Raw genomic sequence first — 22709 nt, 5'->3', positions numbered from 1 at the left:
TTCCATGTACCATAATGCACCAAAACATGAGTTCAAACTTACGCAAAATAGCGAAGTGGATGGCACACGGGCCAAAATCCTCGTATTAAACTGAAAAACCGTGTGGTGCTGTTCTGTGACGAGTTGGGCACCATGCCCGCTTTTGACATCCTGCCCCTCTTCTCTGCCGGCCGGTCCCGGAAACTGACACTGGTACCCATCATCCAAAGCCTTGCTCAGCTGGAGAAGAACTACGGCAAGGAGGGTGCGGAGATCATTCAGGATATCCTAAACAGCAGATCCAGAGACAGGCCATGACTCATGCCGGGCGCTTCAACGGACGCGAGATGCTGGCGGCTAAGGCAACGATATCAAAAGAAAAACCTGAACGATGAAAACTACCCGCTGCGGATAGGGCAGGTTTATGGAATCCATGTTATACTGAACTGAAATGGATACTCCACGAAATGAATTCAATAAAGTATCCTGTTTCAACTGGCTTTTTTTACCCTCAGCAGATATAATGAAAACGAGGTGATGCGATGTGAAGGTACGAAGAATTGCGGCGTTTTTGCTGGCAGGTATCTTGCTGGCCTACTGCTGCGCGGGCTGTTCCGACACGGCCAAAAAAGAAGAGCCGCCGACCACCATTACGGTCTGGCATGTCTATGGCGGTCAGACAGATTCCCCACTCAACGACCTCATCGATGCGTTCAACCAGACGGTGGGAAAGGAGCAGCGGATCAACGTGCAGGTCACCTCCGTGTCCAACACCAACACCATCCACGAGCTGGTGCTGGCCGCCGCCAACGGAGAGCCGGGAGCTCCGGAGCTGCCCGACCTTTTCGTATCCTATCCCAAGACGGTGATGGCGCTGCCCGACGACAGCATTCTGGTGGACTATCAGGACTACTTCAGCGAGGAAGAACTGTCCGCTTTCCTGCCGGCTTTCGTGGAAGAGGGGATCGTCAATGACCGGCTGGTGGTCCTTCCCGTGGCGAAATCCACAGAGATCATGTATATCAACCAGACGATCTTCGACCGCTTCTCCCAGGCGACCGGCGTGACGCTGGCGGACCTGGACACCTGGGAGGGGCTTTTCAAGGCAGCAGAGGTCTATGCGGACTGGACCGACGCTCAGACGCCGGATATTCCGGGCGACGCCAAGTCCATGTTCGTTCACGACTACTATTTCAACTATTTCCAGGTGGGGGCGGAATCCCTGGGCGAGGATTTCTTCCAGGGTGACAAGCTGGCCTTTGGCCCCGCATTCCAGGCGGCGTGGGAGCCGCTGGCCCGGGCCGCGCTTCGGGGGGGCGTCTGGCTCAAGGGCGGTTATGCCACAGAATCGATCCGCACCGGCGACAGCATTGTGAGCGTGGCATCCTCGGCCAGCATCCTCTATTACAGCGATGTGGTAACTTATCCGGACAATACCTCCGAGGAGATCACCATCGTTTCCCGTCCCTGCCCGGTCTTTGAAAACGGGAAAAACCTGGTCATGCAGCGGGGAGCCGGTTTCTGCACCGTACGCTCCACCCCGGAGCAGGAGCAGGCCGCCGTGACCTTCCTCAAGTGGCTGACCGAGCCGGACCACAATGTGGAGTTCGTGACCCGAACGGGCTACATGCCGGTGACCCGTGCCGCCTTTGAAAACGAACTGCCGAAGGCCATCGAGGGACTGGAGAGCGCCAAATACGCCTCCCTCTATCAGGCGTACCTGGATACCCAGGCAAACTATGAGTTTTATGTGCCGCCCCAGCTGGAGAGCTATCTGAGTCTGGAAACGACCCTGGAAGATCAGGTGCGCTCACAGCTTGCGCTGGGCCGTCAGGATTATCTGGAGGCTGGGGAAACCGGGTTGGAGCAGATCAGCGCTGAGCGGCTCCAGGCCTTCCGGGAGATCATGGAGCGATAACCAAAAGAGAGGAGGAAACACCGTGCTGAACAAATTCCGGGAGCTGCGGGCGTTGAACGCCTTTGCCAAAAAGCAGAGCGTAGGGATGCAGCGAAAGCTGATGCTCTACTGGGTGTCCATGATCCTGGTGGTCTTCGCGGCGGTGATCCTTCTGCTGTCCATCGCTGGGGCCTTCTCCCGGGATGATGAGCAGCTCCATGAGGTAATGGAGCTCCACCTGAGCAACACAGGAGATACGCTGGCCAGCCAACTGGACCATCTGACCGCCCAGAGCCTGAATCTCTCCAAAGAACTCAGCCGCGAGATCGAAGGGGAGCTGGTACGGGAGGGCATCTCGCTGCAAGAGGTCAACGATGACTCGGAGCGGCTGCTGAAACTGCAGCAGATCATGTACCCGCTGGTCAATACCACCCTCCAGACCGCCAACTGCAACGGAGCTTATGTAATTTTGAATGCCACGGCCAATACCACCCTGGAGGTGGCAGATCACTCCAGAAGCGGGCTCTACCTGCGTTACACCAACCTCAGCGCCAGTAATCCGGTAGCCCCTACCGTGGTCTACTTCCGCGGCATTCCGGATATTGCCCGGCAAAAGGATCTGGAGTTGCACAATCGGTGGAATCTGGAATTTGACACCGATCAGATCCCAGGCTGCCGGGAGCTGATGGACACGCCCTTGGACCGCCCTGCGCAGCGCTATTTCTGGTCCCGCCGGATCGATCTAAAGGACACTTGGGAATCGGCTATGCTGCTGTGTGTCCCCATTGTGGGGAGCGACGGAACGGTGTACGGCGTGTGCGGGGTAGAGCTCAGCGCCCTGTATTTCCAGTTTTCCTATCCCACCCTGGAGGGAAAGTTCGGCTCCGCCGTTACCGTTCTGGCTCCCATTCAGGACAGCCGTCTTCTGCTGTCGGAGGGGTTGGTGGGCAGCGTCAGCGGTACCTATTTGGACAGCCGGGAAACTCTTGTGATCCATCAAGGGCGATACTATAACGAATATGACACGGGCGCCGAGAGGTACATCGGCCTGCATCAGACCATCTCCATCTCCAAGGGAGAGACGGAGGACACCGTCTGGGCCGTTGCCATCCTGATCCCCCAGGAGAGCTATGCCGCCTACACAGCCGGCGTCCAGAAGACCTGGATCATTGCGGCCCTGGGACTGCTCCTGGTGCTGCTGGCCCTGTCCTTCTTCCTGTCCCGGCGATTTGTCCGGCCCATCACCGACAGTCTGAAACGGTTCCAGCAGGCGGAGGGGCCGGAACAGGGGATGTCCTCGGGCATCTCGGAGCTGGATGAGCTGGCGGAGTTCCTCAATGCCCGGGCGCGGAATCAGCGGCTGGAGCAGGGAGAGCTTCCTCCCAACATTGCGGAACTGTTCGACCAGTTTGTGGAGCGGAAGGATCTGCTGACCGAGGCGGAGCGGAATATCCTGCGCTACTACATCGACGGGCACGAGATCGCGGAGATCCCGGACCTGGCCTTTATCAGCATGAGTACGGTCCGCAAGCACAACCGGAGCATCTACGAGAAACTGGGGGTGGCCTCCCGGGATGAGCTGATGCTCTACATCGATCTGCTCCGCCGCTGCGGAAGGCTTCAGGAGCTTTTCTAAGACAAGTTTCTACATCACAGCAAAGCGCACAAAACCGGTGCTATGGTTTTGTGCGCTTTCTCTATTATCCAATGGATACCTTTGCAAAAAGGCGGGAAAAAGTATCCGACAGACCATATACGCCCGCCCCTTACTCCTGTTATAACAGGAGTAGAAACGAGGAGGTGCGGAATATGACAAATCTCTTGTCCAGCCACTTAGAGGACCGGTCTACGCCCCAGTATTTCTGCTTTTCCATCCGCTGCGAGGTGTGCGGAGAATTTTGGTACAGCAGCAGCATCCCCTTTTCCAAAGCGCTGCAGGCGGCGGAACACCGGGAGAAGAAGGAACTCTATGACGCCATCTATCAGCGGGAGAAGCAGCGGGCCATGCAGGCGGCCGGTCAGGAGGCCAGGGAGCGGTTCAGCCAATGCCCCATCTGCCGGCGGCTGGTCTGCGACGCCTGTTTCCTCATCTGCGATGAGATGGATCTGTGCCGGGAGTGTGCCGGCCGGATGGAGGAGTCCGGGGAGCCGGTGGCGCCATGAAAGGGCGTTGGCTGCCGCTCCTCCTGCTGTGCCTGATCCTGGCCGGGTGCGGCACGGTGGACACAGGGGGCCGTCTGATCGCCGGAGCGGAGGGCGCTGAGGCATACAGCGCGGCTCTCGCCCCCTTCCTCCCCGGGTATTCCCTTCAGACGGCAGAGGATACCCTCTACGCGGAGGTGAGCCGAGGCAGCGCCGTGGCCTGCTTTGATGTACAGGCCATCCCGGCGCTGGAGCGGGGCATCGGCCGGTATTGGTATCCCCATGTCACGGCCACCGTGATCCTGGCGGTGGACCGCAGCCGGACGGACGCCGCCGTCACCGGCTGGAACAGCCTTCGGGAGAGTCCGGTCCCCGTGGGCATCAGCAGCAGTTCCGTGATCCGCAATATGCTGGCTCTGGGCGCCCTGTCCTACGGGCTGGACCGGGAGGCGCCCTCCAAGCGTGACGCTCTGGAGCTGCTGGAACACCTTGGTCAGAACGGAAACTTCCGGCTGGAGGCGCCGGACGCCCCCATTCTGATCTGTCTGGACTGCGAGGCTGCCGCGTGGAACCGGAACGGAGGAAATTATGAGATCATCGTGCCGGCAGAGGGCACGCTGTCCTACCGTATGGGGCTGCTTTCGGATACTCCGCTGACCCTGGAGCCGGGGCTGGATGAAACCCTTCTGTCAGCAGGGCTGCCCCTGGCGGACGGAGAGAGACCGGCTGATTTTCCCGATGATTACCGGCCGGCCCGTACCCTGAGCGAGGAGGACTACGGCTGGTTTCTGGAGTTGACCGGGGACAGCAGCCGGGACCTGCGCCGGCAGGTGCTCCACATCCGGCGCTATACCACAGCAGATCTCCGGGAGCATATTTTATCCGCCCTGCTCCTTGCCGCCGCCATCCTGCTGTGGAAGGGGACGGTATCCCATCGGATGATCCGCCGGGATGTCCGCCGGGTAGTCGGGGTCATGGGCTGGCTGATGGTGGGATGGCTGCTGCTTCGTCTGTTCAAATACCAACTGCTGTCGGAAGGAACCCTGTGCCGGATGTGCTGGTATGGTTACTACCTCTTCCAACTGGCCCTGCCGATGGCGCTGCTGTATCTGACGGGGATTCTGGACCGGGAAGAAGGGGAAAAACGGCTGGTGTGTCCCCCGTGGCCGCCCCTTGTGGTATATGTTCTATCGGTGCTGCTGGTCATGAGCAATGACCTCCATCAGTTGGTATTTCGCTTTACACCCGGTGGGAACTGGGGTTCAGACTACCATTACGGCCCGGGCTATTGGATCGTGATGGTGTTCTCCCTCCTGTTCCTGGTATCCGCCTTCTGGAACCTGCTCCGCAAGGGACATGGGAGCTCCAGCCGGAGAGGCCGCGTCCTCCCTCTGCTGTTCTGTACCGGCCTGCTGGTCTACCTGGTTGCTTATATCAGGCGGGTGCCTCCGGCATGGGAGAGCGATCTTACGGTCAACGTCTGCATTTTGTCCGTCCTGTTTTTTGAAACGGTGCTCCACGGAGGGCTGATTCCGGTAAACATCCAATATCAGCGTCTGTTTGCGTCCGCCCCCATCAGTCTGACGCTGCTGGATGGGGATGGCCGCACCGTCCTGTCCTCCCGGGGCGCGCCTCCCGTCTCCCGCTCCATCTGGCGGAGGATCTCCATGGATATGGCCCATCCGCTGCTGCGGGACAGCGACACCCAGCTTCACGCAGTCCCCATTCACGGCGGTATGGCGGTATGGCAGGAGGACCTCTCCCAGCTCAACCGGCTGCGCAGGGAGATCCAGGCTGTGCAGGCCCGTCTGGAGGCGGCCAACGCCCTGCTGCGTGAGGAGAGCGAGGTGAAAAAGCGCCTGCTGGCCGCGGAGACAAACCGCGCCATGTTTGAACAGCTGGACCGGGACATGGAGCGCCGCATCCAGACGCTGGGACGGCTGATCGAGGCTCTGCCGGAGACCCCCCATCCCCGGGGCCTGACCGCCTATATCACTCTTTGCCTGTGCCATATCAAACGCAGATGCAATCTGTTTTTCCTGGCACGTCAGGGAGATGGACTGCCCGGAGAGGAATTGAGCATTTATCTGGATGAGCTGGCAGAACTGGCCCGCTATGCGGGGCTGCAGCTGCTCATTCGTTGCGGGCAGCGTGGAGTGCTGGAGATCCGCAGGGCGGCACTGTGCTACGACTTTGCCTTTGAAGTCATATCCTGGGCCCTGGGGGAGAACGCCTCTCCTCTGCTGGGGTATCTGGAGCCGGAGGGCGCCCATCTGGTTTTCCGCTTTCTTCCGGGCGGTGATCCCGGACAATGGCGCTTTTCGGAGGAACTGACGACGGCGGCTGCCGCGCTGGACGGTCAGATCGCCTGCAAGGATCTGGACGATGCCGTTGGGATCTGCATGACGCTGCCCCTGGGAGGTGAGTCCTGTGGCTGAATTTTACCGGTTTCCCCATTGGGCGCTGACCACATTGGTGATGGCGGCCGCCCTGTGCATCGTGTTTCAAACAAGGGCCATCTCTTACAGCATCCGACGTCTGCCCACCGGCTGGGTGCGCCGGGTGGAAAATGGGATGGAGTGCGCCATCCTCGGGGTGCTGTTCCTCTTCGCCGCCCTTCTTGCACAGGTGCAGTATGGGCTGTTCTGCGGCTTTTTGGCGCCCAGCGCCTACGGCCTTGTCCGGCAGGCGGTGTTTTTGCTGACTGCGGTGCTGGGAACCACCGCCGCGGTGGGGATGGAACTGATCTGGCCGTTTTTTGCCGTGGGCGGGGCGGCTGTCCTGCTCCCCCTGACAGAGACGGTCACAGGGCCCGCCTATCCCGTCTTTTTTCTGATGAGTATGGCGTTCTTCCTGCTGCGCAGCGTACATATCTGCCTGCTGCGCCGGCGGGAGCTCTACACCCAGCTCTCCTCCGTATCCGTCAAGGAAGCCATTGATACCCTGCATACCGGCCTGCTGTTCTTCCGGCGGTCGGGGGAGCTCCTGCTGTGCAACCGCAGCATGGAGGAGCTGGCACGGCAGATGACGGGGCAGCCGGTACAGGACGGAAGGCAGTTTCAGCGGCTGCTGGAGTGCGGCCCGCTGTGCGGCGGCTGCGCACGGGAAGTTCTGGGTGGGCAGCAGGTGTTTCGCCTCCCCGATTCCTCCGTATGGAGCTTTTCCGCCCATGAGCTCCCCATGGGGCGCCGGACCATGCTTCTGCTGACTGCCGATGATGTCACGGAGCATTGGGACGCGGTGACCTTTCTTGCCCGGCAAAACCAGGCGCTGGAGCAGCGCGGACAGGAGCTTCGCAGTACCATTGCGCATTTACAGGCCATCTGTGAAGCGGAGGAGATCGCCCGAAGCAAGGCGAGGGTGCATGACCTTTTGGGGCAGCGGATCAGCCTGCTGCTCCGGGCGCTGCGGGATGACCGACAGATGGATGAGTCGCTGCTGCTGGACTTTGCCCGCAACCTTCCCACGGCCCTCCGGGAGGACCGCACGCCCAGCCCTGCCCATCGTCTGGAGATGCTGCGGGAGACCTTCCAGGGCATGGAGGTGTCGGTGGAGTTCCAGGGCGCGCTGCCGGAGGATGGGGCGGTGGCGGACAGTTTTGCCGAGATCGCCGTGGAATGTGTCACCAACGCCGTGCGCCACGGGTATGCCACCCGCATCCAGTTCCACTTTTTCCAGAATGACTGCTGGCGCATGACGGTCACCGACAACGGCATCCCGCCCGCCGGACCCATCCGGGAGGGCGGCGGCATCGGCGGGATGCGCCGCAGGGTCCGTCAGCTTGGCGGCAGAATGGAGCTCTATACTGTCCCCCGATTCCGAATTGAACTGTCTGTTCCAAAGGAGGCTGTGGAGAAATGACAAACGTTCTGATCGTGGAGGATCACGTTTCCATGCGGGAATCGCTGACCACGGCGCTGACAGCGGCGGGAGATTTTTCCGTGGTGGGCGAAGTGTCCAACGCAGACTATGCCCTGGATTTCTATAAGCATCTGCATCCGGAACTGGTGCTGATGGATGTCTGCACCGAGGGCGGCGCCTCTGGGCTGAAGGCGGTGGAGGCCATCCGCAAAACAGATCCGGAGGTCAAGATCATCGTCATGACCGCCTTTGACGAGATCACCTATATCCCCCGGGCCAGGGCCGCCGGGGCCAACGGCTTTATTTATAAAAGCCGCAGCCTGCACGATTTTCTGGAGGTGGCCCGGACGGTGATGGCGGGGGGCAGCAGCTTCCCGGAGCCCAGGACCATTCCCATGCCCCAGGGAGAGGCTCCCCTCACCGACCGGGAGATGGAGGTACTCCGGCTGATGTGCAGGCACATGACCAACAAAGAGATCGCCCAGGAGCTGTTTATCAGCGAAAACACCGTCAAGTATCACAAGATGAACATGCTGGGCAAGACCGGCTTTTCCAAGGCGGCGGATCTGGCCTTCTACATGATCTCCAACGGCTGGATCAATCCCCTGTATTAAAAAATTGCGCTTCCTATCCACCGGCTTTGTGCCGGTGGATTTTTTGTTTCAGGGAAAAGACTACCCGCAGCGGGTAGGGTGCAAATTCGAAATAAGCTCTACAATAAATCTGTAATACAGAAGGTATGGGAGGTGGGGAGGCTGAAAACTGTGCTCCTGATCATGCGGCGGGCATCGCTGGCTCAGGGCCTGATGGCGAAAGTGCGGGACGCCCCGGGAATACAGCTGTGCTATGAGCCGGACTATGCCAACGCGGATGTGGCCATCCGCAGCCATCTGGCCTCTGGGGCACTGCTGGAGGTCTCCGAGGACGGCGATCACGGCATCGACTTCTGTCTGGCCCTGTGCGCATGGCTGCGGGAAGTCACGCCCCACTGCCGGCTCATGCTGATGTGCCCCGAAGGACAGCCGGAGGCTGTGAGCCGCGCCATCGAGGCTAAGCGTAGGGGCGAGATCGACGACTTTGTGTTTTATGATGTATCTCTGGACTATTTGGCCGCCAGTCTGCAATCCCTTTGAGATAGGCAAAGATCATTTTGAAATGGGGGTATGCCGACGCGGTCACATGGGCGGCGAACAAGGGCATCACCGGCGGGATCGGCAATGGCCTGTTCGGTTCGGATAACAACTGCACCCGCGCCCAGATTGTCACTTTCCTCTATCGGTATATGGAATAATAACAGGATATTCTTACCAAGCGGAGCGGTAAATGCCGCTCCGCTTTTTTGCGTTTTGTCCGAAATACTACCCGCTGCGGGTAGGGCGCAAAACAGCGACACCCGGTAAAATGAAACCATAGTAGAGCGCAACGGAACAAAAACAGAAAGAAAAGAGGTGTCGTCATGCAAGTAACTGCAAACAGGAAAATGATGATGTCAAGGTGTGCAGTGAGATGAAACGAGTATGGAAGTCTATGCTGGTCTTGCTGTTGGTGCTCTGCCTGACGGCCTGCGGCGGCACCCCCGGCGGCGGAGAAGAAGGGCCGCCCGAGTCTCCTGATGACACAGCGACCTCCGCCCCTCCGTCCGACCATAACTCCGACAGTTCATTGGGCGGTACCTATTGGACGGCTGTACAGCACGAGTCCTACAACGATCTCTTTGACCGCACAGAGGTGAGCCAGATGCCCACGGAGCGGTGGTGGGCCGATCTCTTTCTCAACGAGGACGGAACGGCGCAATTCCGTGAGGTCCTGGGCGACAGCTTTAACAGCTATCTGGGCAGCGGGACCTGGTGGCTCGGCGCGGATCACACCCTGCGGCTGACAAGTTCGGACGGCGATGAAGATGGTGAGATGAATGGCCGCATTGAAGATGGCCGCATCATTTTGGAATCCTTCTATGGGGATCGATTCTATTTTGAAAAAGCGGAGCGGCCGGGCCCGGGCGGCGAACTGTGTATCGCAAACCTGCATGGGACATGGCACATGACCACAGGCGAGGTGGAGGGCTGGAGCTATAACGCCCGGGAAGAAGGCCTGGCCTCCACGCTGGTTTTTGAAAGCAGGTGGAGCGACGCCATCGAGGGATATGTGCTGAGAGCGGATTATTACTTTGCGGACTTTCTGGATACGGATGAGCCGGAATACCGGCAGGAAGCCGAGCTTCGGACGGAGCTGCTGGAGGAACCGCTGTTCCACGGCCTCTCCAACGAGCTTTGGAGCGTCCGGCTCTATCATGATGATACCGGCGCGGAGTTCTTTCTCACCCTGACCGATCCGGATACGCTGTATCTCCAGGAGCATTATGAGACGGACGGCGCTCCGGCGCTCCGCACGGCGGTCTATCAGAGAGTAGACGCATTCCTGCCAGAAACGCTGCAGACGGCTTTGTATGAGGAGCCCTCTGACAGCCTGATTTTCTACTGGCCCAACCCACCGGACGATGTATCCGCATGGCTGGAGGTACTGCCGGTCACAAAGCTGGAGCCGGATGGACTGGACAGGCTGCTGGTGGTGGGGCGCTGGTATGAAACACAGATCCGGTTCTGTACGGGCGAGCCCCTGTGGGATGACAGCGGACGGCTTCTGGATTGGGTCACGGACGAGATCCTGTACGACGAAACGCTCAACATTGATGAGCCTCGGTGGTTTTCCCTGACGATCCCGGAAGGCGTACCGAACCTGTGTCTGCACATCAAGCGCTCCTGGGAGGATTTTTGGTACCTCTGGCCCATCACCGACACAAACGGGTATCTGGTGGATGGGTGGACATTCCTGACACCATAACAAAATAAAACAAGAGAGGAGATCGCATTATGGGACTGATCAAAGCTGCATTGGGAGCAGCCGGCGGCGTGATGGCCGACCAGTGGAAGGAATTCTTCTACTGCGAAGCGATTCCCGCGGATGTACTGGCCGTCAAAGGAAAAAAGAAGGTCACGGGCCGCTCCAGCAACACCAAGGGGGATGACAACATCATCACCAACGGCTCTGTCATCGCCGTGGCCGACGGCCAGTGTATGCTCATCGTGGAGCAGGGCAAGGTGGTGGATATGTGCGCCGAGCCGGGCGAGTACACCTACGATATGTCCACCGAGCCCAGCCTCTTCACCGGCGATCTGGGGGAATCCATCAAGGGCGTGTTCCAGAACATCGGCAAGCGCTTCACCTTCGGCGGCGAGGCCCCCAAGGACCAGCGCATCTACTATTTCAACACCAAGGAGCTCACCGGCAACAAGTACGGAACCCCAAGCCCCGTCCCCTTCCGGGTGGTGGACCAGCGGGCGGGCATCGACATCGATATCGCCATCCGCTGCTTCGGCGAGTACAGCATCCGCCTGAAAAACCCCATGCTGTTCTATACCAATGTCTGCGGCAACGTCAGCGAGGACTTTAAGACCGAGCAGATCGCGGGGCAGATGAAGACGGAGCTGCTCACCGCCCTGCAGCCCGCATTCGCAAAGATCTCGGAAATGGGTATCCGTTACTCCGCTCTCCCTGGTCACACCCTGGAGCTGGCAGAAGCCCTCAACGAGCAGCTCTCCTCCCGGTGGCGGGACCTGCGGGGCATGGAGATCGTTTCCTTTGGCGTCTCCAGTGTCAAGGCCAATGAGGAAGACGAGCAGATGATCAAGGAGCTGCAGCGCAACGCGGCCTTTATGGACCCCACCCGGGCGGCGGCCCATCTGGTAGGCGCACAGGCCAGCGCCATGCAGTCCGCGGCCAGCAACCCCAATGCCGGTCCCGCTATGGCTTTTATGGGCATGGGGATGGCTGGACAGATGGGCGGCATGAACGCCCAGAATCTCTATCAGATGGGCGCGCAGCAGCAGGCTCAGCCCACCCCCGCACCTGTACCCACGCCCCCGCCTGCCGCCCCTGGCTGGACCTGCGCCTGCGGACAAAGCGGCATCACCAGCAGCTTCTGCCCTAACTGCGGCAGCAAAAAGCCGGAGCCCAAGCCGGCAGCAGAGAGCTGGCAGTGTACCTGCGGTGCAGCCGTCACCGGAAAATTCTGCCCGGAGTGCGGCAAGCCCCGGCCCGCAGCGGACGGCTGGACCTGTTCCTGCGGTGCGGTGAACAAAGGGAAATTCTGCGCGGAGTGCGGGGCAAAAAAGCCCGCCGGCGTGCCCCAGTACAAATGCGACAAATGTGGCTGGGAGCCGGATGATCCCGCCCATCCGCCCAAGTTCTGCCCGGAGTGCGGCGATCCCTTTGACGATGGCGATGTGCAGGGATGACCCGTGGAAGAAAAACCGCCGTATTTTCTGTTGTAGGTCTGTTCCTGCTTCTGGCGGCTGCGGGATGTTATTTCAGAGGTCATCAGGGAGGTGATTCATCCATACAGAAGAAATCTGCCGTGCCGCCCGGCATCTTGACCGGCGTCACATACAGCCACACCAGCGGCATGGTTGCCAGAGCGGATTTTGCCATCACGCTTTCGCCGGAGGCCATTCTGGAAACAAGCTATTATCCGGCCCTTGATCCGGATACGGCGGAGGACGAGGAGTGGTATCATCCGTCCACCAAAGAGAATGTCCCCATCACCGCGGCTCAGTGGTCGGATGTGGAGCAGATCATTCTGGAGCTCTACCCGCTGATGGAGCCCATCCCGGAAAACCGGCGTGAGGTGAAGCTGCCACCGGGGATCGAAGTCATGGATGGCGGGGACTCCACCAGCCTGATCCTGACCTGGAGCACAGAAGACGGAACACGGAGCATCCGTTATAATCCGCCAAACGACCGCCGTATCCATACGCTGATCGCTCTGCTGGAGGAGCTGGCCGACCCCATTGGACGGGAGATCCCCCGCTATGCCACGCCGGAGCTGAGCGGCTTCTATATGGGTCAGTCCGGGGCTCTCTTTTCCAAGGACTATTCCTTCCAATTCGACCGGAGTCCGTCTGTTGTGTACGGAGAGGACGCCCCCTATATCCTCCGGGCCAGATTTACCCCGTCCGGTCGGAAGCAGGAGATCTGGAGTGACTGGGTCGTGTCAGATGAGGAGTGGGATGCCTTCACCGCGTTTGCGGAGGAGATCCGTCTGGAAGAACAGCCGGACGGCAGCTCGGAAAAGCCGGCCTGCACCCTCTATTACTCTGACGGCAAACAGCAGCAGAAGAAATTGGATCAGGAAACAGCGAAGCAGCTCCGGGCGTATTTTACAGAGCTGGCCCTGTGCCTGCTGGATGAACAGCCATAGTACGCAAAGCGATCCATAAAAACAGAACATAGGAGGTACTACAAATGAAAGGTCAGAAGATTTTGAAAGTCACATCCATTCTCATGATCATCGGCGGCATCATCGCCGCCATCGCCGGCGTCATCGCCATTCTCGGCGTCAGCGCCCTGGCAGCCCTGTCGGGGAGCGCGGAGGGTACCGGCCTGCTCTATGCCAGCTCCATTCTTGTGACTGTGGCCTCTGTGATCCAGTTTATCGCGGGCATCAAGGGCATCGGGGCCTGCAGCGCACCCCAGAAGGCCGCTTCCTGCGTCAAATGGGGCATTATCATTGCGATCTTAGCGATCATCTCCATTATCATCGGCCTTGTAGGCGGAGGCCAGTTCAGCATCACCAGTCTGGTGCTCAATCTTCTGCTGCCGGGATTGTATGTCTACGGCGCCATGCAGATGAAGGGCGCCGCGTAAGCGGCTTCAGAAAGGGGTGCAGATGATGGGGCTCTTTGGAAAACTATTTGATAAAAAGGAATGCTCGGTCTGCGGCGGCGAGATCGGGCTGCTGGGCAACCGCAAGCTGGAGGACGGCAATCTGTGCAAGGAATGCGCCGCCAAGCTCTCCCCCTGGTTCAGCGACCGCCGCCAGAGCACGGTGGCGGAGATCCAGGAGCAGCTGGCCTACCGGGAGGCCAATCAAGCCAGGGTATCCTCTTTCCGCACCACCCGTACTCTGGGTGAGCGTACCAAGGTGCTGCTGGACGAGGATGCGGGTCTGTTTATGGTCACCTCCGCCAGAAATTGGGAGGAGGCCAATCCGGATGTGCTGTCCTTCTCCGATGTGACCGGCTGCAAGTTGGACATCGACGAGCGCAGGACGGAGATCGAATACAGGGATAAGGATGGAGAGCGGCAGAGCTTCAATCCCAAACGGTATGCCTATTCCTACGATTTCTACATCGTGATCAACGTCAACAATCCCTATTTCAGCGAGATCCGCTTCCAACTCAACAGCAGCTCAGTAGATAACGATGAGGAAACACTGCTGGATGGGCCCGACGCCATGCGCAGACCCCGCGGGGGTCTCCGGGCTAAAGCCGGCGGAATGGGCGGCGGCTCCCTGACCTCCAACGCGGAGGAGGTGCGCTCCAGCGTGGAATACCGGCAATATGAGGAAATGGGCTGTGAGATCCGGGATGCGCTGCTGCAGGTCCGGCAGCAGGCGCGGGAGGAAGCGGCCGCGGCAGCAGCACCCAAGGCGGCGGTGACCTGTCCGTACTGCGGGGCGACCACCACACCGGATGCCAGCGGCTGCTGCGAGTTTTGCGGCGGCGCAATCAACGGATAAGAATATCTTGGAGCAATAGAAAACAACGAAAATGAAAGGAGCTTCACCATGAAGAAGTATGAAATTTTAGGAGAAAATCTGCCGGTCGTCGTATGTGAATTGTCCCCAGGCGAATCCATGATCACGGAGAGCGGCAGCATGAGCTGGATGAGCCCAAATATGAAAATGGAAACCACCACCGGAGGCGGTATGAAGAAGATGCTGGGGCGGCTGGTGTCCGGTGATTCCGCATTCCAGAACAAGTTCACCGCAGAGGGTGGGGACGGGTTCATCGCCTTCGCTTCCAGCTTTCCCGGGGCCATCAAGGCTCTGAACATCAGTGCCGGCCGGTCCATGATTGTGCAGAAAAGCGCGTTTCTTGCATCTGAGGAGGGTGTGGAACTATCCATGCACTTCCAGAAAAAACTGGGCTCCGGCATCTTTGGCGGCGAGGGCTTCATCATGCAGAAACTGAGCGGAAACGGGATCGCCTTTATTGAGATCGACGGTCACGCGGCAGAGTATGACCTGAGCGCCGGACAGGAGCTTCTGGTCAGCACAGGGTACCTGGCGGCTATGGAGGAGAGCTGCACCATGGATGTGGTTGCGGTCAAGGGCGCAAAGAACATGCTCCTGGGCGGAGAGGGTATTTTCAATACCGTTGTCCGGGGACCCGGCAAGGTGATCCTGCAGACCATGCCCATCAGCAAGGTAGCCGAGCTGCTGACGCCGTTTTTCAGCAACAAAAAATAAGAAAGGACAGAGAGGAGAATGGCCATGAAAACCAAGTTCAAGCTGTCGTGCCTGTTCCTTGCGGCGCTGATGCTGTTCAGCCTCACTGCCTGCGGCAAGGACAACCCGGAGCCCAGCTCGACATCGGAAGGAACCGAGCAGACAAAGCCTCCTGTGGAAGCGGGAAGCGGAACAACGATCCATACAAATCTGTGGGATCTTACTTACGATGAGGCGGACGGCTGGGTCTATGAGGAGGACGACCTTCATGACGATGAAACATCCTCCAAGATCATCCTGACGCTTCCCAAGGAAGGCGAGGATGGAAGCATCGTCGATGCGGAGATCCGCGTTTCTGTGGAAGATCCGTATACCTTCCGGGACTATCTCACCAGCTACGGCTTTGACGAGTACGAATATGCAGTCGATCAGGCCTATGATCTTACTCCCGTCGGCGGCATCGATTGCCTCAAAGCAGAAGGAAACTATTGGGGTTCCCCCTGCCTGCGGTATATGAACCGGGTGGAGGGCGCGGGAGCCACCGTATTTATGGAGATCATCGGCGAGTACGAGGATGAGCGTGTAGACAAGCTGCTCTCCGGCCTGACGATCCATCTGGAGGATACCGGAAACGAGGATGGCCCCTGGTACTGGGAGGGTGAGCCCTTTTCTGCCCAGCCCCGCAGCGTCATGGTGGGTACGCACACGCTCAGCAGCCAGTGGCTGCCTATCACAGACTGCATCATCACAAAGGAGACCTTCAATCACGCAGCTGCTGTCACAGGAGATCAGGCTTACCTTCTGGTGGACGGAGAATTGAAGCGCTTCGATTACGACGGCGCATCTCTGAACTTTGCGGAGGATATTGTGCTGGACGCGGAATATGAGGATATTTCCGCCGACACCACAGGGACCCTCTGGCTGGCGAATTTTATGGAGCCGCTGATCAGCTGGAAGGACGGCGCACAGACGGCGTCCTATGAGGGCCCGGATCACGTCACCATGCACCCATCCGGGACCTGGGGCGTCAGCTGGTTCTCCGGCCCGGAATGTGAAAAGATCACGCTCTCCGGCGGAGCCCTCAAGACGGAGCCCATGGTATTCCAGGAAGTGGACATCCTCAGTCACCTGCTGATCGACGACAGCCACATCTATGTCTGCGGGTCTGCCGTGGATGGCAGCGGTCACAAGGTGTTTATCTATGACAGCAATGGCGCGCTGCAAATGACTTTGGCAGATTCCGACGGAAGCGGCCTGGGAAGCATTACCTTTATTACGCAGACCGCAAATGGCTATCTGGCCCTGGACGGAAATATGCGTGAGGTGGTGCTCTGGACCAAGGACGGCACCTATCTCGGCGAGGCGGATGACGGCGACCTGTTCGGCACGGACTATCCCTGGTTCTGCGGCGGCGCGAAGCTGGCTGACGGCAGCATCCTTGCCATTATGACCGAAGACAGAGCAGACGAGTCCGCAATGGAACTGGTGGCATTCAAACTCAGCGGCTTTTAAGGAGGATCTGACATGAAACGCACGAGGTTATTCTGCGTCCTGCTTGCGGCGGCGATGCTGCTCAGTCTGGCCGCCTGCGGCAAGGACGACCCGAAAGAGTCCAATTCGCTCCAGATCGGGGACTATGCGCTGCTCTACAAGGGGGCCAGCATCATGGAGGACTCAGATGGAAACGACGCGCTGGTCCTGACGCTGGATTTTACCAACAACAGCAAGGACAGCGGCTCCTATGTATGGTCCATCTCTGAAACAGCGATACAGAACGGCGCAGAATTGGCTATCGCCACCGTCTTTGCGAACAGCGACTCCTACGACACGGTGATCGACAGTCAATTTACGGATGTCGCGCCGGGTGAAACCCTTGAACTCCGCACCGCCTTTGTGCTGGCGGATACCACCAGCAAGGTCGAGGTGACCTTTGAGGAGGCGTTCGGCGACAAAACCGGTAAGATCACCGTCGATCCGTCCACACTCAGCCGGGAAGCGGCGGGAAGCGGTACGGGTCAGGATACTGGAACCGGAGATATACTGCTGGACTGGTGGAACGGCGACTGGTACGGCTGGTGGATCATGACCGGCTGCTCGGGCGACTACGAGGATCTGGAGGGCGCCTGGTGGGACATCTGCGGCGCCATTGACATCGGCGGGGACGGCACGGGCACTGTCACCCTCTGGGATGAGGACTACACGAAGTCGGAACCGATGGTCTCCGCGTCGGTCAGCCTCAGTGATGATGGGACCAGCATATATGGCACCATGACATCCGAGGGCGGCGCCTTCACGGATATTGCGCTGGAGCACGGGGACTGGATCGTTGACCCGGGACTGGTGGACTATGGGGACATGATCCACATTGACGGTGATTACGAAAACGGCGGAGATGCGTTCCACTATGATATCTACCTGCGCCCGTGGGGGACCTATTGGGTGGATGTGGACGAGGAGGATCTGCCCAATCTCTATGACAGCTGGTATCTGCCTCTGATCGATGCGGAGGAGCCTATGCCGGACAGCATCGGATGACACCAGAATGGGGATCGTTCCCGCCCCATTTGGGGCGGAGCGATCCCCGTTTGCGCAATGGTATGGAGCAGTGACGTTTGAAAGGAGCAGTTATGAAAAGGACATCAAACCGAGTGATCGCATTTTTTCTAATACTGGTTCTGGTGCTGTCTCTCTGTGCCTGCGCGCAAAAACAGCAAGCGGGAACAGACGAACCAAATCGAAGCGCCGATGGTGAGAAGCTGTCTGGTATGCCCGATCAGAAACTGCCGGAAAAGCTGCGCCCGGGGGCCGGGGGATCGGATATGCAGCCGACACCGACCGGATTCTCCGCGGAAGCGGAACAATCTCTTGTTTGGCTGCGGGAGAGAATGGCTTTTCCGCAGACCATGTTCGGCGCGGCCTTCCTGGGCTATACCGGAGAAGCGTCTGATGGAGATTGGCTGTCAGAAACAGACCAAGCGACGCTGCAGAAATACCCTTTTATTTCCGAAATCGATACGGGGCATACCATCGGGGACGATGATTATCTGTATTGTCTCGTGCCGCTTGATGAAAATGCCACGGTTTCCGTCAATCTCATGCGGTGGGATTCGAAATCAGATACTGAAGAGGTCATCGAGGTTCTCTACCGGTCTGAAGTTGGAGATCCGCTGCTGATCTTTGCAGCCGGCGGGGACGATGCATACGCATACCTGTCCTACATACAGGTCCAGATCGTAGACAACGCAGGCAACAGCTGCGTGTGGGAGCCGCAGCTCTATACATCAACGGGGCACATCGTGCCATGTTTCTCGGAAAACGGAGACTACCTCTCCTTCGACTTTACGGAATACGGCTGGCAGGGCGTTCCTTCCGAGCTTGCACCGTGGCTGGCAGACGGCTGGAGCGGCGTCTATGCCTCCGGGCTTGGCGGCAGCTGGACAACGCAGGCAGCGGCATGGGATACGGACCGTATCGCAAATTACTACCTGTGGTTCTTTCCCGAGGATGAGATGGGAGGAACGGTCGAACTGTATTGGGAATACGAGGGTGCCGATCCTTCTAAAACGACGTGGGAAGAGGTGTGGAGCGGTTTCTGGACGACCACATCCGTCATGGATGGGCCCAGTTATGTGACCGTCAGCCTGTCCCTTGTTGGCGGTGATAACTATGGCGTCACAGACGGCCCGTATTATATCTCGGAGACTTATCCGATTTTGATGAGTCCCAGCGGCGAGGAGATGGTGATCGGCGCTGGGGAGAACGAAGTCAGCCTGCCGTTTATGCCGAAGTACGACGCACAGCTGTGCGTCCTGACGCTGGACAGCTTGCTCACCGACCCGCTCGGCTGATCTTCTGCGGATTACGGCCTGTTTCGGTATAGACCGTTACAGCGCCGGCATGGGAAGGAGGAATTTCAGATGCCAACACAGGTAACAAATTATCAATGCCCCAGCTGCACGGGACCGCTGCATTTCTCCGGTGCGTCCGGCCGGTTGGAGTGCGAATACTGCGGCGCCAGTTATGATGTGGCGGAGATCGAGGCGCTCTACGCAGAGAAAGAAAAAAAGGCGGCAGAAGCCCAGCAGGCGACGGAGGAAGGCGGCGCCGGGCAGGGCGCGCCAGCCGCGGATGGAGGCGCATGGGACACCTCTGACTTTTGCGAGGATTGGGGGGCTGAGGGCGACGGTATGCGGGCCTACGGCTGCCCCAGCTGCGGCGCGGAGCTCATCTGCGAGGAGAGTACGGCGGCGACCTCCTGCCCCTATTGCGGGAACCCCACCGTGGTGCCGGGCCAGTTCTCCGGGGCACTGCGGCCGGATTTCATCGTTCCGTTCAAGCTGAGCAAGGAGGATGCGGTAAAGGCCCTCAAGTCCCACTACAAAGGGAAATTTTTCCTGCCGAAAAGCTTTACCGGTGAAAATCATGTGCAGGAGATCCGGGGGATCTATGTTCCCTTCTGGATGTTCGACGGCGAGGCGGAGGGCGATGCCCATTATGAGGCTGCCCGCTCCCGTACATACCGCTCCGGCGACTACGAGATCACGGAGACGAAACACTACGATGTCTACCGGGCCGGAACCGTCACCTTTGAGAAGGTGCCGGTGGACGCCTCCAGCAAGATGCCGGACGGCCACATGGACTCCATTGAACCCTATGACTACAAGGAGCTGAAGCCCTTTTCCACCGCGTATCTCCCCGGCTTCCTGGCCGATAAGTTCGATGTGACGGTGGAACAGAGCCGGCAGCGGGCGGATCAGCGCTGTGAGGGGACCCTTGCCTCCGCGCTGCGCGGCACAGTGAAGCGTTATGACCTCTGCGTTCTCAGAGAAAGCAGCGTTCACCTGCGCAGGGGCAAGGTGCATTACGCCCTGATGCCCGTCTGGATGCTGAATACCAAGTGGCATGGGAAGGACTTCCTCTTTGCCATGAATGGACAGACCGGAAAGCTGGTGGGCGACCTGCCGGTCAGCTGGGGGAAGTTCTGGGGGCTGTTTGCCGCCATCGCCGTCCCCCTGTCTGTGATCAGTTCGGCGCTGGTCCTATTGCCGTGAGAAAGGAGGCGGACCGGATATGAAGAAAGCATATACTGCTCTCGCGCTGGCGTTCCTGTTGGCGCTGTCCCTCTGCACTCCCGCAATGGCGGCAATGGAGTACGGCGTGATCTATGACGAAACGGAATCCTTGGGATCGCAGGAGCTGACCATGCAAGGAGAACAGGCCCTCCCCCAGCTCTCCCAGACGCTGGGCCTTGATCTGCGGGTGGATGTATTGACCCAAAACAGCTATGACAGACTTGGCGACGCCGCCGCGGGGATCTATGAGGAATATGATTATGGCTATGGCGAGCACAAGGAGGGCGTTACGCTGACCATTCTGCTGGAACCGCAGGATGGGGATACCTACAGGATGGTTGACGAAAATGACTGGTGTGTCTACGCCAGACTGAGCGATGAGCGGGGCAACGGCCAGGAATTGTCCGGCGCCGTCTACGATGCGGTACAGCCCTATATGGCGGCGCGGGCGTGGAACGGCGAGGACATGACCATGAGCGCCGTGGCGCTGACCCAGGCAGTGGACGCCATGGCAGAAACGGCGGAGGATTACATCCTCACAAATTGCCCGCCGGCCGGCTCCGGCGAGGATGTCGGCGTGGAAGAACCGGTGCAGGACAGTGCCACGATGCGGTATGTATTTGATGCGGCAGACCTTCTTCCCTATGAGAAGTGGGAAAAGCTGGAGGCTCGGGCCGAAGCTATTTCCCAAAAGCAGGATTGCGGCGTTTATTTTGCTCTTGTAGATGATTACACGGAATACGGAAACGGCAGCGTCTATGAGGTCACCTATCAGCTCTATCACGGCAGTGAGCTCGGTATGGGCAGCGGGCGGGACGGCATCATCGTGCTCCTGAGCATGGCCGAGCAGAACTATGCCATGTTCGTCTACGGCGAATACGCCGAGTATGCCTTTGATGAATATGGGCAGGAGAAGCTGGAGGAGCAATTCCTGGGCGATTTTGGGGAAAACGACTGGTATGGCGGCATTTCCAATTACTTAGACGCCTGCGAGGAATATCTGACGAAGGCCGACGCCGGCAAGCCGGTGCGCCGTCCTTACTGGATCTGGTTCGTCATTTCAGCAGGATGCTCCTGTCTGGCCGCGGGGACGGTTTGCCTGTGGCTGCTGCGTAAGATGAAGTCCGTCCATCAAAAGGCGGAAGCCGATGCGTACCTCACCGCTGGCGGCTTACACCTGACAAAGCAGTACGACCGGTACACCCATACCACTGAAACACGCACCAAGATCCAGAAAGAGAGCTCGGGCGGCAGCGGCGGCAGCACCTACAGCGAAAGCGGGGGCGGCGGCAGCGGCCGCAGCGGGAAATTCTGAGAAGGAGGCCGGATGATGAAGAATTTGCTCCGGCGCCGCTTTCTCCCGGCGATTTTGTGCATGGCACTGGCCCTTGGCCTGTCCGCCTGCGGAGGAGAAGACACACCGCCCGTTGAAACGAACGGTGCGATAGGCACCCTTTCCGGCAGCAAGGGAGAAAAAGATTCCGGGGTGGGTGTGTTCTCCGGCAGCGGGGAAGAAACAGCGGAGGCGGAATTGGCGGAGGAGTCCCTGAACCTGTTGTATGACGCCATGGCATACGATGACCAGTACGCCGGCGCGGTCGCCTATCTGGGATACAGGAAGCAGGGGGACTCCACCCCACTGTCGGACTGGCTGGTGGAGAATTGTGCCGGATTGGTGGAGGCCATGCCGTTTCTGCTGCATATACCGGCCGAATGTATCCTCGGCGCAGGTTGGGGTGATTTATTCTGCATCGTTCCCCGGGATGAGAATACCAGCCTTGCCGTGAACCATATCACCTGGGAATCTCTCGGTAACGGCGTTTGGCCTGTACCGGGTGAGGTGCTCTACCGGGAAGAGTGTGCCCAGCCTGTACTGATATTCGTAAATTATGAGCAATGGCGGGATGAACCGGACACGGAGATCATCCTTGTGACAAACGATGGCGTGGAGATGAAGTGGCTCCCACTGACCGATGAATACGGCATTCCCATCGTGCCCACCGGGGAGAACTACCTTCCCATGCTGATGGATTTCGGCATCTGGGGCTATGTGACCGGGTTGGACTACCCCGAGGACTGGGAGCCGTCCGGGGACGACTGGTGGCTGCCGCCCACAGACTGGGGGCTGGCTTACACAAATTGGACCTGCGAGCACTGGTACATGGAGTTCGGCTGGGGCGACAGCGACCCGGACTATTCCGGACGCATCGATCTCTACCATCAGCCGGAGGATGGGCAGGAGTATGCGTACTCGTATTCCGGCATCTGGCGTATGGAGGGCGACTGCCTGTATCTGGACCTCTCGGACGGCGCGGGCACCCGCATGAGCGGCAGCTTCCCGGTGCTGATCGACCCATCCGGCGAATCTCTCCATATCCAGCAGGATCGTGAAACCGGTGTGTGTCCACCCTTTTTTGGCGAGGGCATGACCTGTATGGATCTGATACGCGCCTATGGCTGAGAGAACATC

Annotated in this window: 20 protein-coding genes and 1 pseudogene; all 21 read left to right on the top strand. The window is 59.0% G+C overall.

Annotated features, from left to right (window positions below):
- Positions 1 to 87 precede the first annotated feature (87 nt).
- Positions 88 to 264: pseudogene (locus ACTQ3R_RS12855) on the top strand (TraM recognition domain-containing protein); the annotation flags it as partial.
- 259 nt (positions 265 to 523) lie between these two features.
- Positions 524 to 1897, top strand: coding sequence for an ABC transporter substrate-binding protein (locus ACTQ3R_RS12850; protein WP_441779613.1), 1374 nt, complete (start codon positions 524 to 526; stop codon positions 1895 to 1897).
- A 22-nt stretch (positions 1898 to 1919) separates the two neighbouring features.
- On the top strand, positions 1920 to 3512 hold the full coding sequence (locus ACTQ3R_RS12845; protein WP_441779612.1) for a response regulator transcription factor: 1593 nt from the start codon (positions 1920 to 1922) through the stop codon (positions 3510 to 3512).
- Positions 3513 to 3685: 173 nt separating this feature from the next.
- Entirely contained in the window at positions 3686 to 4039 is a 354-nt protein-coding gene (locus ACTQ3R_RS12840) for a hypothetical protein (RefSeq protein WP_075705368.1), read from the top strand.
- On the top strand, positions 4036 to 6456 hold the full coding sequence (locus ACTQ3R_RS12835; protein WP_441779611.1) for a histidine kinase N-terminal 7TM domain-containing protein: 2421 nt from the start codon (positions 4036 to 4038) through the stop codon (positions 6454 to 6456). The genes ACTQ3R_RS12840 and ACTQ3R_RS12835 overlap by 4 nt, the downstream gene beginning before the upstream one ends.
- The gene (locus ACTQ3R_RS12830) at positions 6449 to 7879 is read left to right on the top strand and encodes a hypothetical protein (protein ID WP_441779610.1); all 1431 of its coding nucleotides are present in this window, start codon (positions 6449 to 6451) and stop codon (positions 7877 to 7879) included. The genes ACTQ3R_RS12835 and ACTQ3R_RS12830 overlap by 8 nt, the downstream gene beginning before the upstream one ends.
- Positions 7876 to 8493, top strand: coding sequence for a response regulator (locus ACTQ3R_RS12825; protein ID WP_441779609.1), 618 nt, complete (start codon positions 7876 to 7878; stop codon positions 8491 to 8493). Before ACTQ3R_RS12830 ends, ACTQ3R_RS12825 begins: the two co-directional genes overlap by 4 nt.
- A gap of 150 nt (positions 8494 to 8643) precedes the next feature.
- The gene (locus tag ACTQ3R_RS12820) at positions 8644 to 9012 is read left to right on the top strand and encodes a hypothetical protein (protein ID WP_075705364.1); all 369 of its coding nucleotides are present in this window, start codon (positions 8644 to 8646) and stop codon (positions 9010 to 9012) included.
- Between the two features lie 17 nt (positions 9013 to 9029).
- Positions 9030 to 9170 carry an S-layer homology domain-containing protein gene (locus ACTQ3R_RS12815; protein ID WP_441779608.1) on the top strand — a complete coding sequence of 47 codons (141 nt, stop codon included), beginning with the start codon at positions 9030 to 9032 and terminating at the stop codon, positions 9168 to 9170.
- 215 nt (positions 9171 to 9385) lie between these two features.
- Entirely contained in the window at positions 9386 to 10720 is a 1335-nt protein-coding gene (locus tag ACTQ3R_RS12810; RefSeq protein WP_441779607.1) for a hypothetical protein, read from the top strand.
- Between the two features lie 29 nt (positions 10721 to 10749).
- Positions 10750 to 12174 (top strand): SPFH domain-containing protein, encoded by a 1425-nt coding sequence (locus tag ACTQ3R_RS12805; RefSeq protein WP_441779606.1) that lies wholly within the window; start codon positions 10750 to 10752, stop codon positions 12172 to 12174.
- Between the two features lie 119 nt (positions 12175 to 12293).
- Positions 12294 to 13136, top strand: coding sequence for a hypothetical protein (locus tag ACTQ3R_RS12800; protein ID WP_441779605.1), 843 nt, complete (start codon positions 12294 to 12296; stop codon positions 13134 to 13136).
- A gap of 44 nt (positions 13137 to 13180) precedes the next feature.
- A complete protein-coding gene (locus ACTQ3R_RS12795) occupies positions 13181 to 13582 on the top strand; it encodes a hypothetical protein (protein WP_441779604.1) in 402 nt (133 codons plus the stop codon).
- 22 nt (positions 13583 to 13604) lie between these two features.
- Positions 13605 to 14456 (top strand): DUF4428 domain-containing protein, encoded by an 852-nt coding sequence (locus ACTQ3R_RS12790; RefSeq protein WP_441779603.1) that lies wholly within the window; start codon positions 13605 to 13607, stop codon positions 14454 to 14456.
- A gap of 48 nt (positions 14457 to 14504) precedes the next feature.
- Positions 14505 to 15188: a TIGR00266 family protein gene (locus tag ACTQ3R_RS12785; protein WP_116721478.1), complete on the top strand. Its 684-nt coding sequence runs from the start codon at positions 14505 to 14507 to the stop codon at positions 15186 to 15188.
- Between the two features lie 24 nt (positions 15189 to 15212).
- Complete coding sequence (locus ACTQ3R_RS12780; protein ID WP_441779602.1) at positions 15213 to 16679, top strand: hypothetical protein; 1467 nt, start codon at positions 15213 to 15215, stop codon at positions 16677 to 16679.
- 12 nt (positions 16680 to 16691) lie between these two features.
- Positions 16692 to 17702: a DUF5067 domain-containing protein gene (locus ACTQ3R_RS12775; protein ID WP_116721480.1), complete on the top strand. Its 1011-nt coding sequence runs from the start codon at positions 16692 to 16694 to the stop codon at positions 17700 to 17702.
- Positions 17703 to 17779: 77 nt separating this feature from the next.
- Positions 17780 to 19015, top strand: coding sequence for a hypothetical protein (locus ACTQ3R_RS12770; RefSeq protein WP_441779601.1), 1236 nt, complete (start codon positions 17780 to 17782; stop codon positions 19013 to 19015).
- Between the two features lie 69 nt (positions 19016 to 19084).
- Positions 19085 to 20218: a hypothetical protein gene (locus ACTQ3R_RS12765; protein ID WP_295717349.1), complete on the top strand. Its 1134-nt coding sequence runs from the start codon at positions 19085 to 19087 to the stop codon at positions 20216 to 20218.
- Positions 20219 to 20237: 19 nt separating this feature from the next.
- Positions 20238 to 21554, top strand: a complete 1317-nt coding sequence (locus ACTQ3R_RS12760) for a TPM domain-containing protein (RefSeq protein WP_441779600.1) — start codon at positions 20238 to 20240, stop codon at positions 21552 to 21554.
- Positions 21555 to 21569: 15 nt separating this feature from the next.
- Entirely contained in the window at positions 21570 to 22700 is a 1131-nt protein-coding gene (locus ACTQ3R_RS12755) for a hypothetical protein (protein WP_441779599.1), read from the top strand.
- Positions 22701 to 22709: the final 9 nt, after the last annotated feature.

Origin of the sequence: Lawsonibacter sp. LCP25S3_E2 (assembly GCF_052117285.1) — a bacterium.
In the GTDB taxonomy this organism is placed as follows: domain Bacteria; phylum Bacillota; class Clostridia; order Oscillospirales; family Oscillospiraceae; genus Lawsonibacter.
The sequence above is the reverse complement of the archived record's forward strand: the minus strand, read 5'-3'. Positions and strand labels throughout refer to the sequence as shown.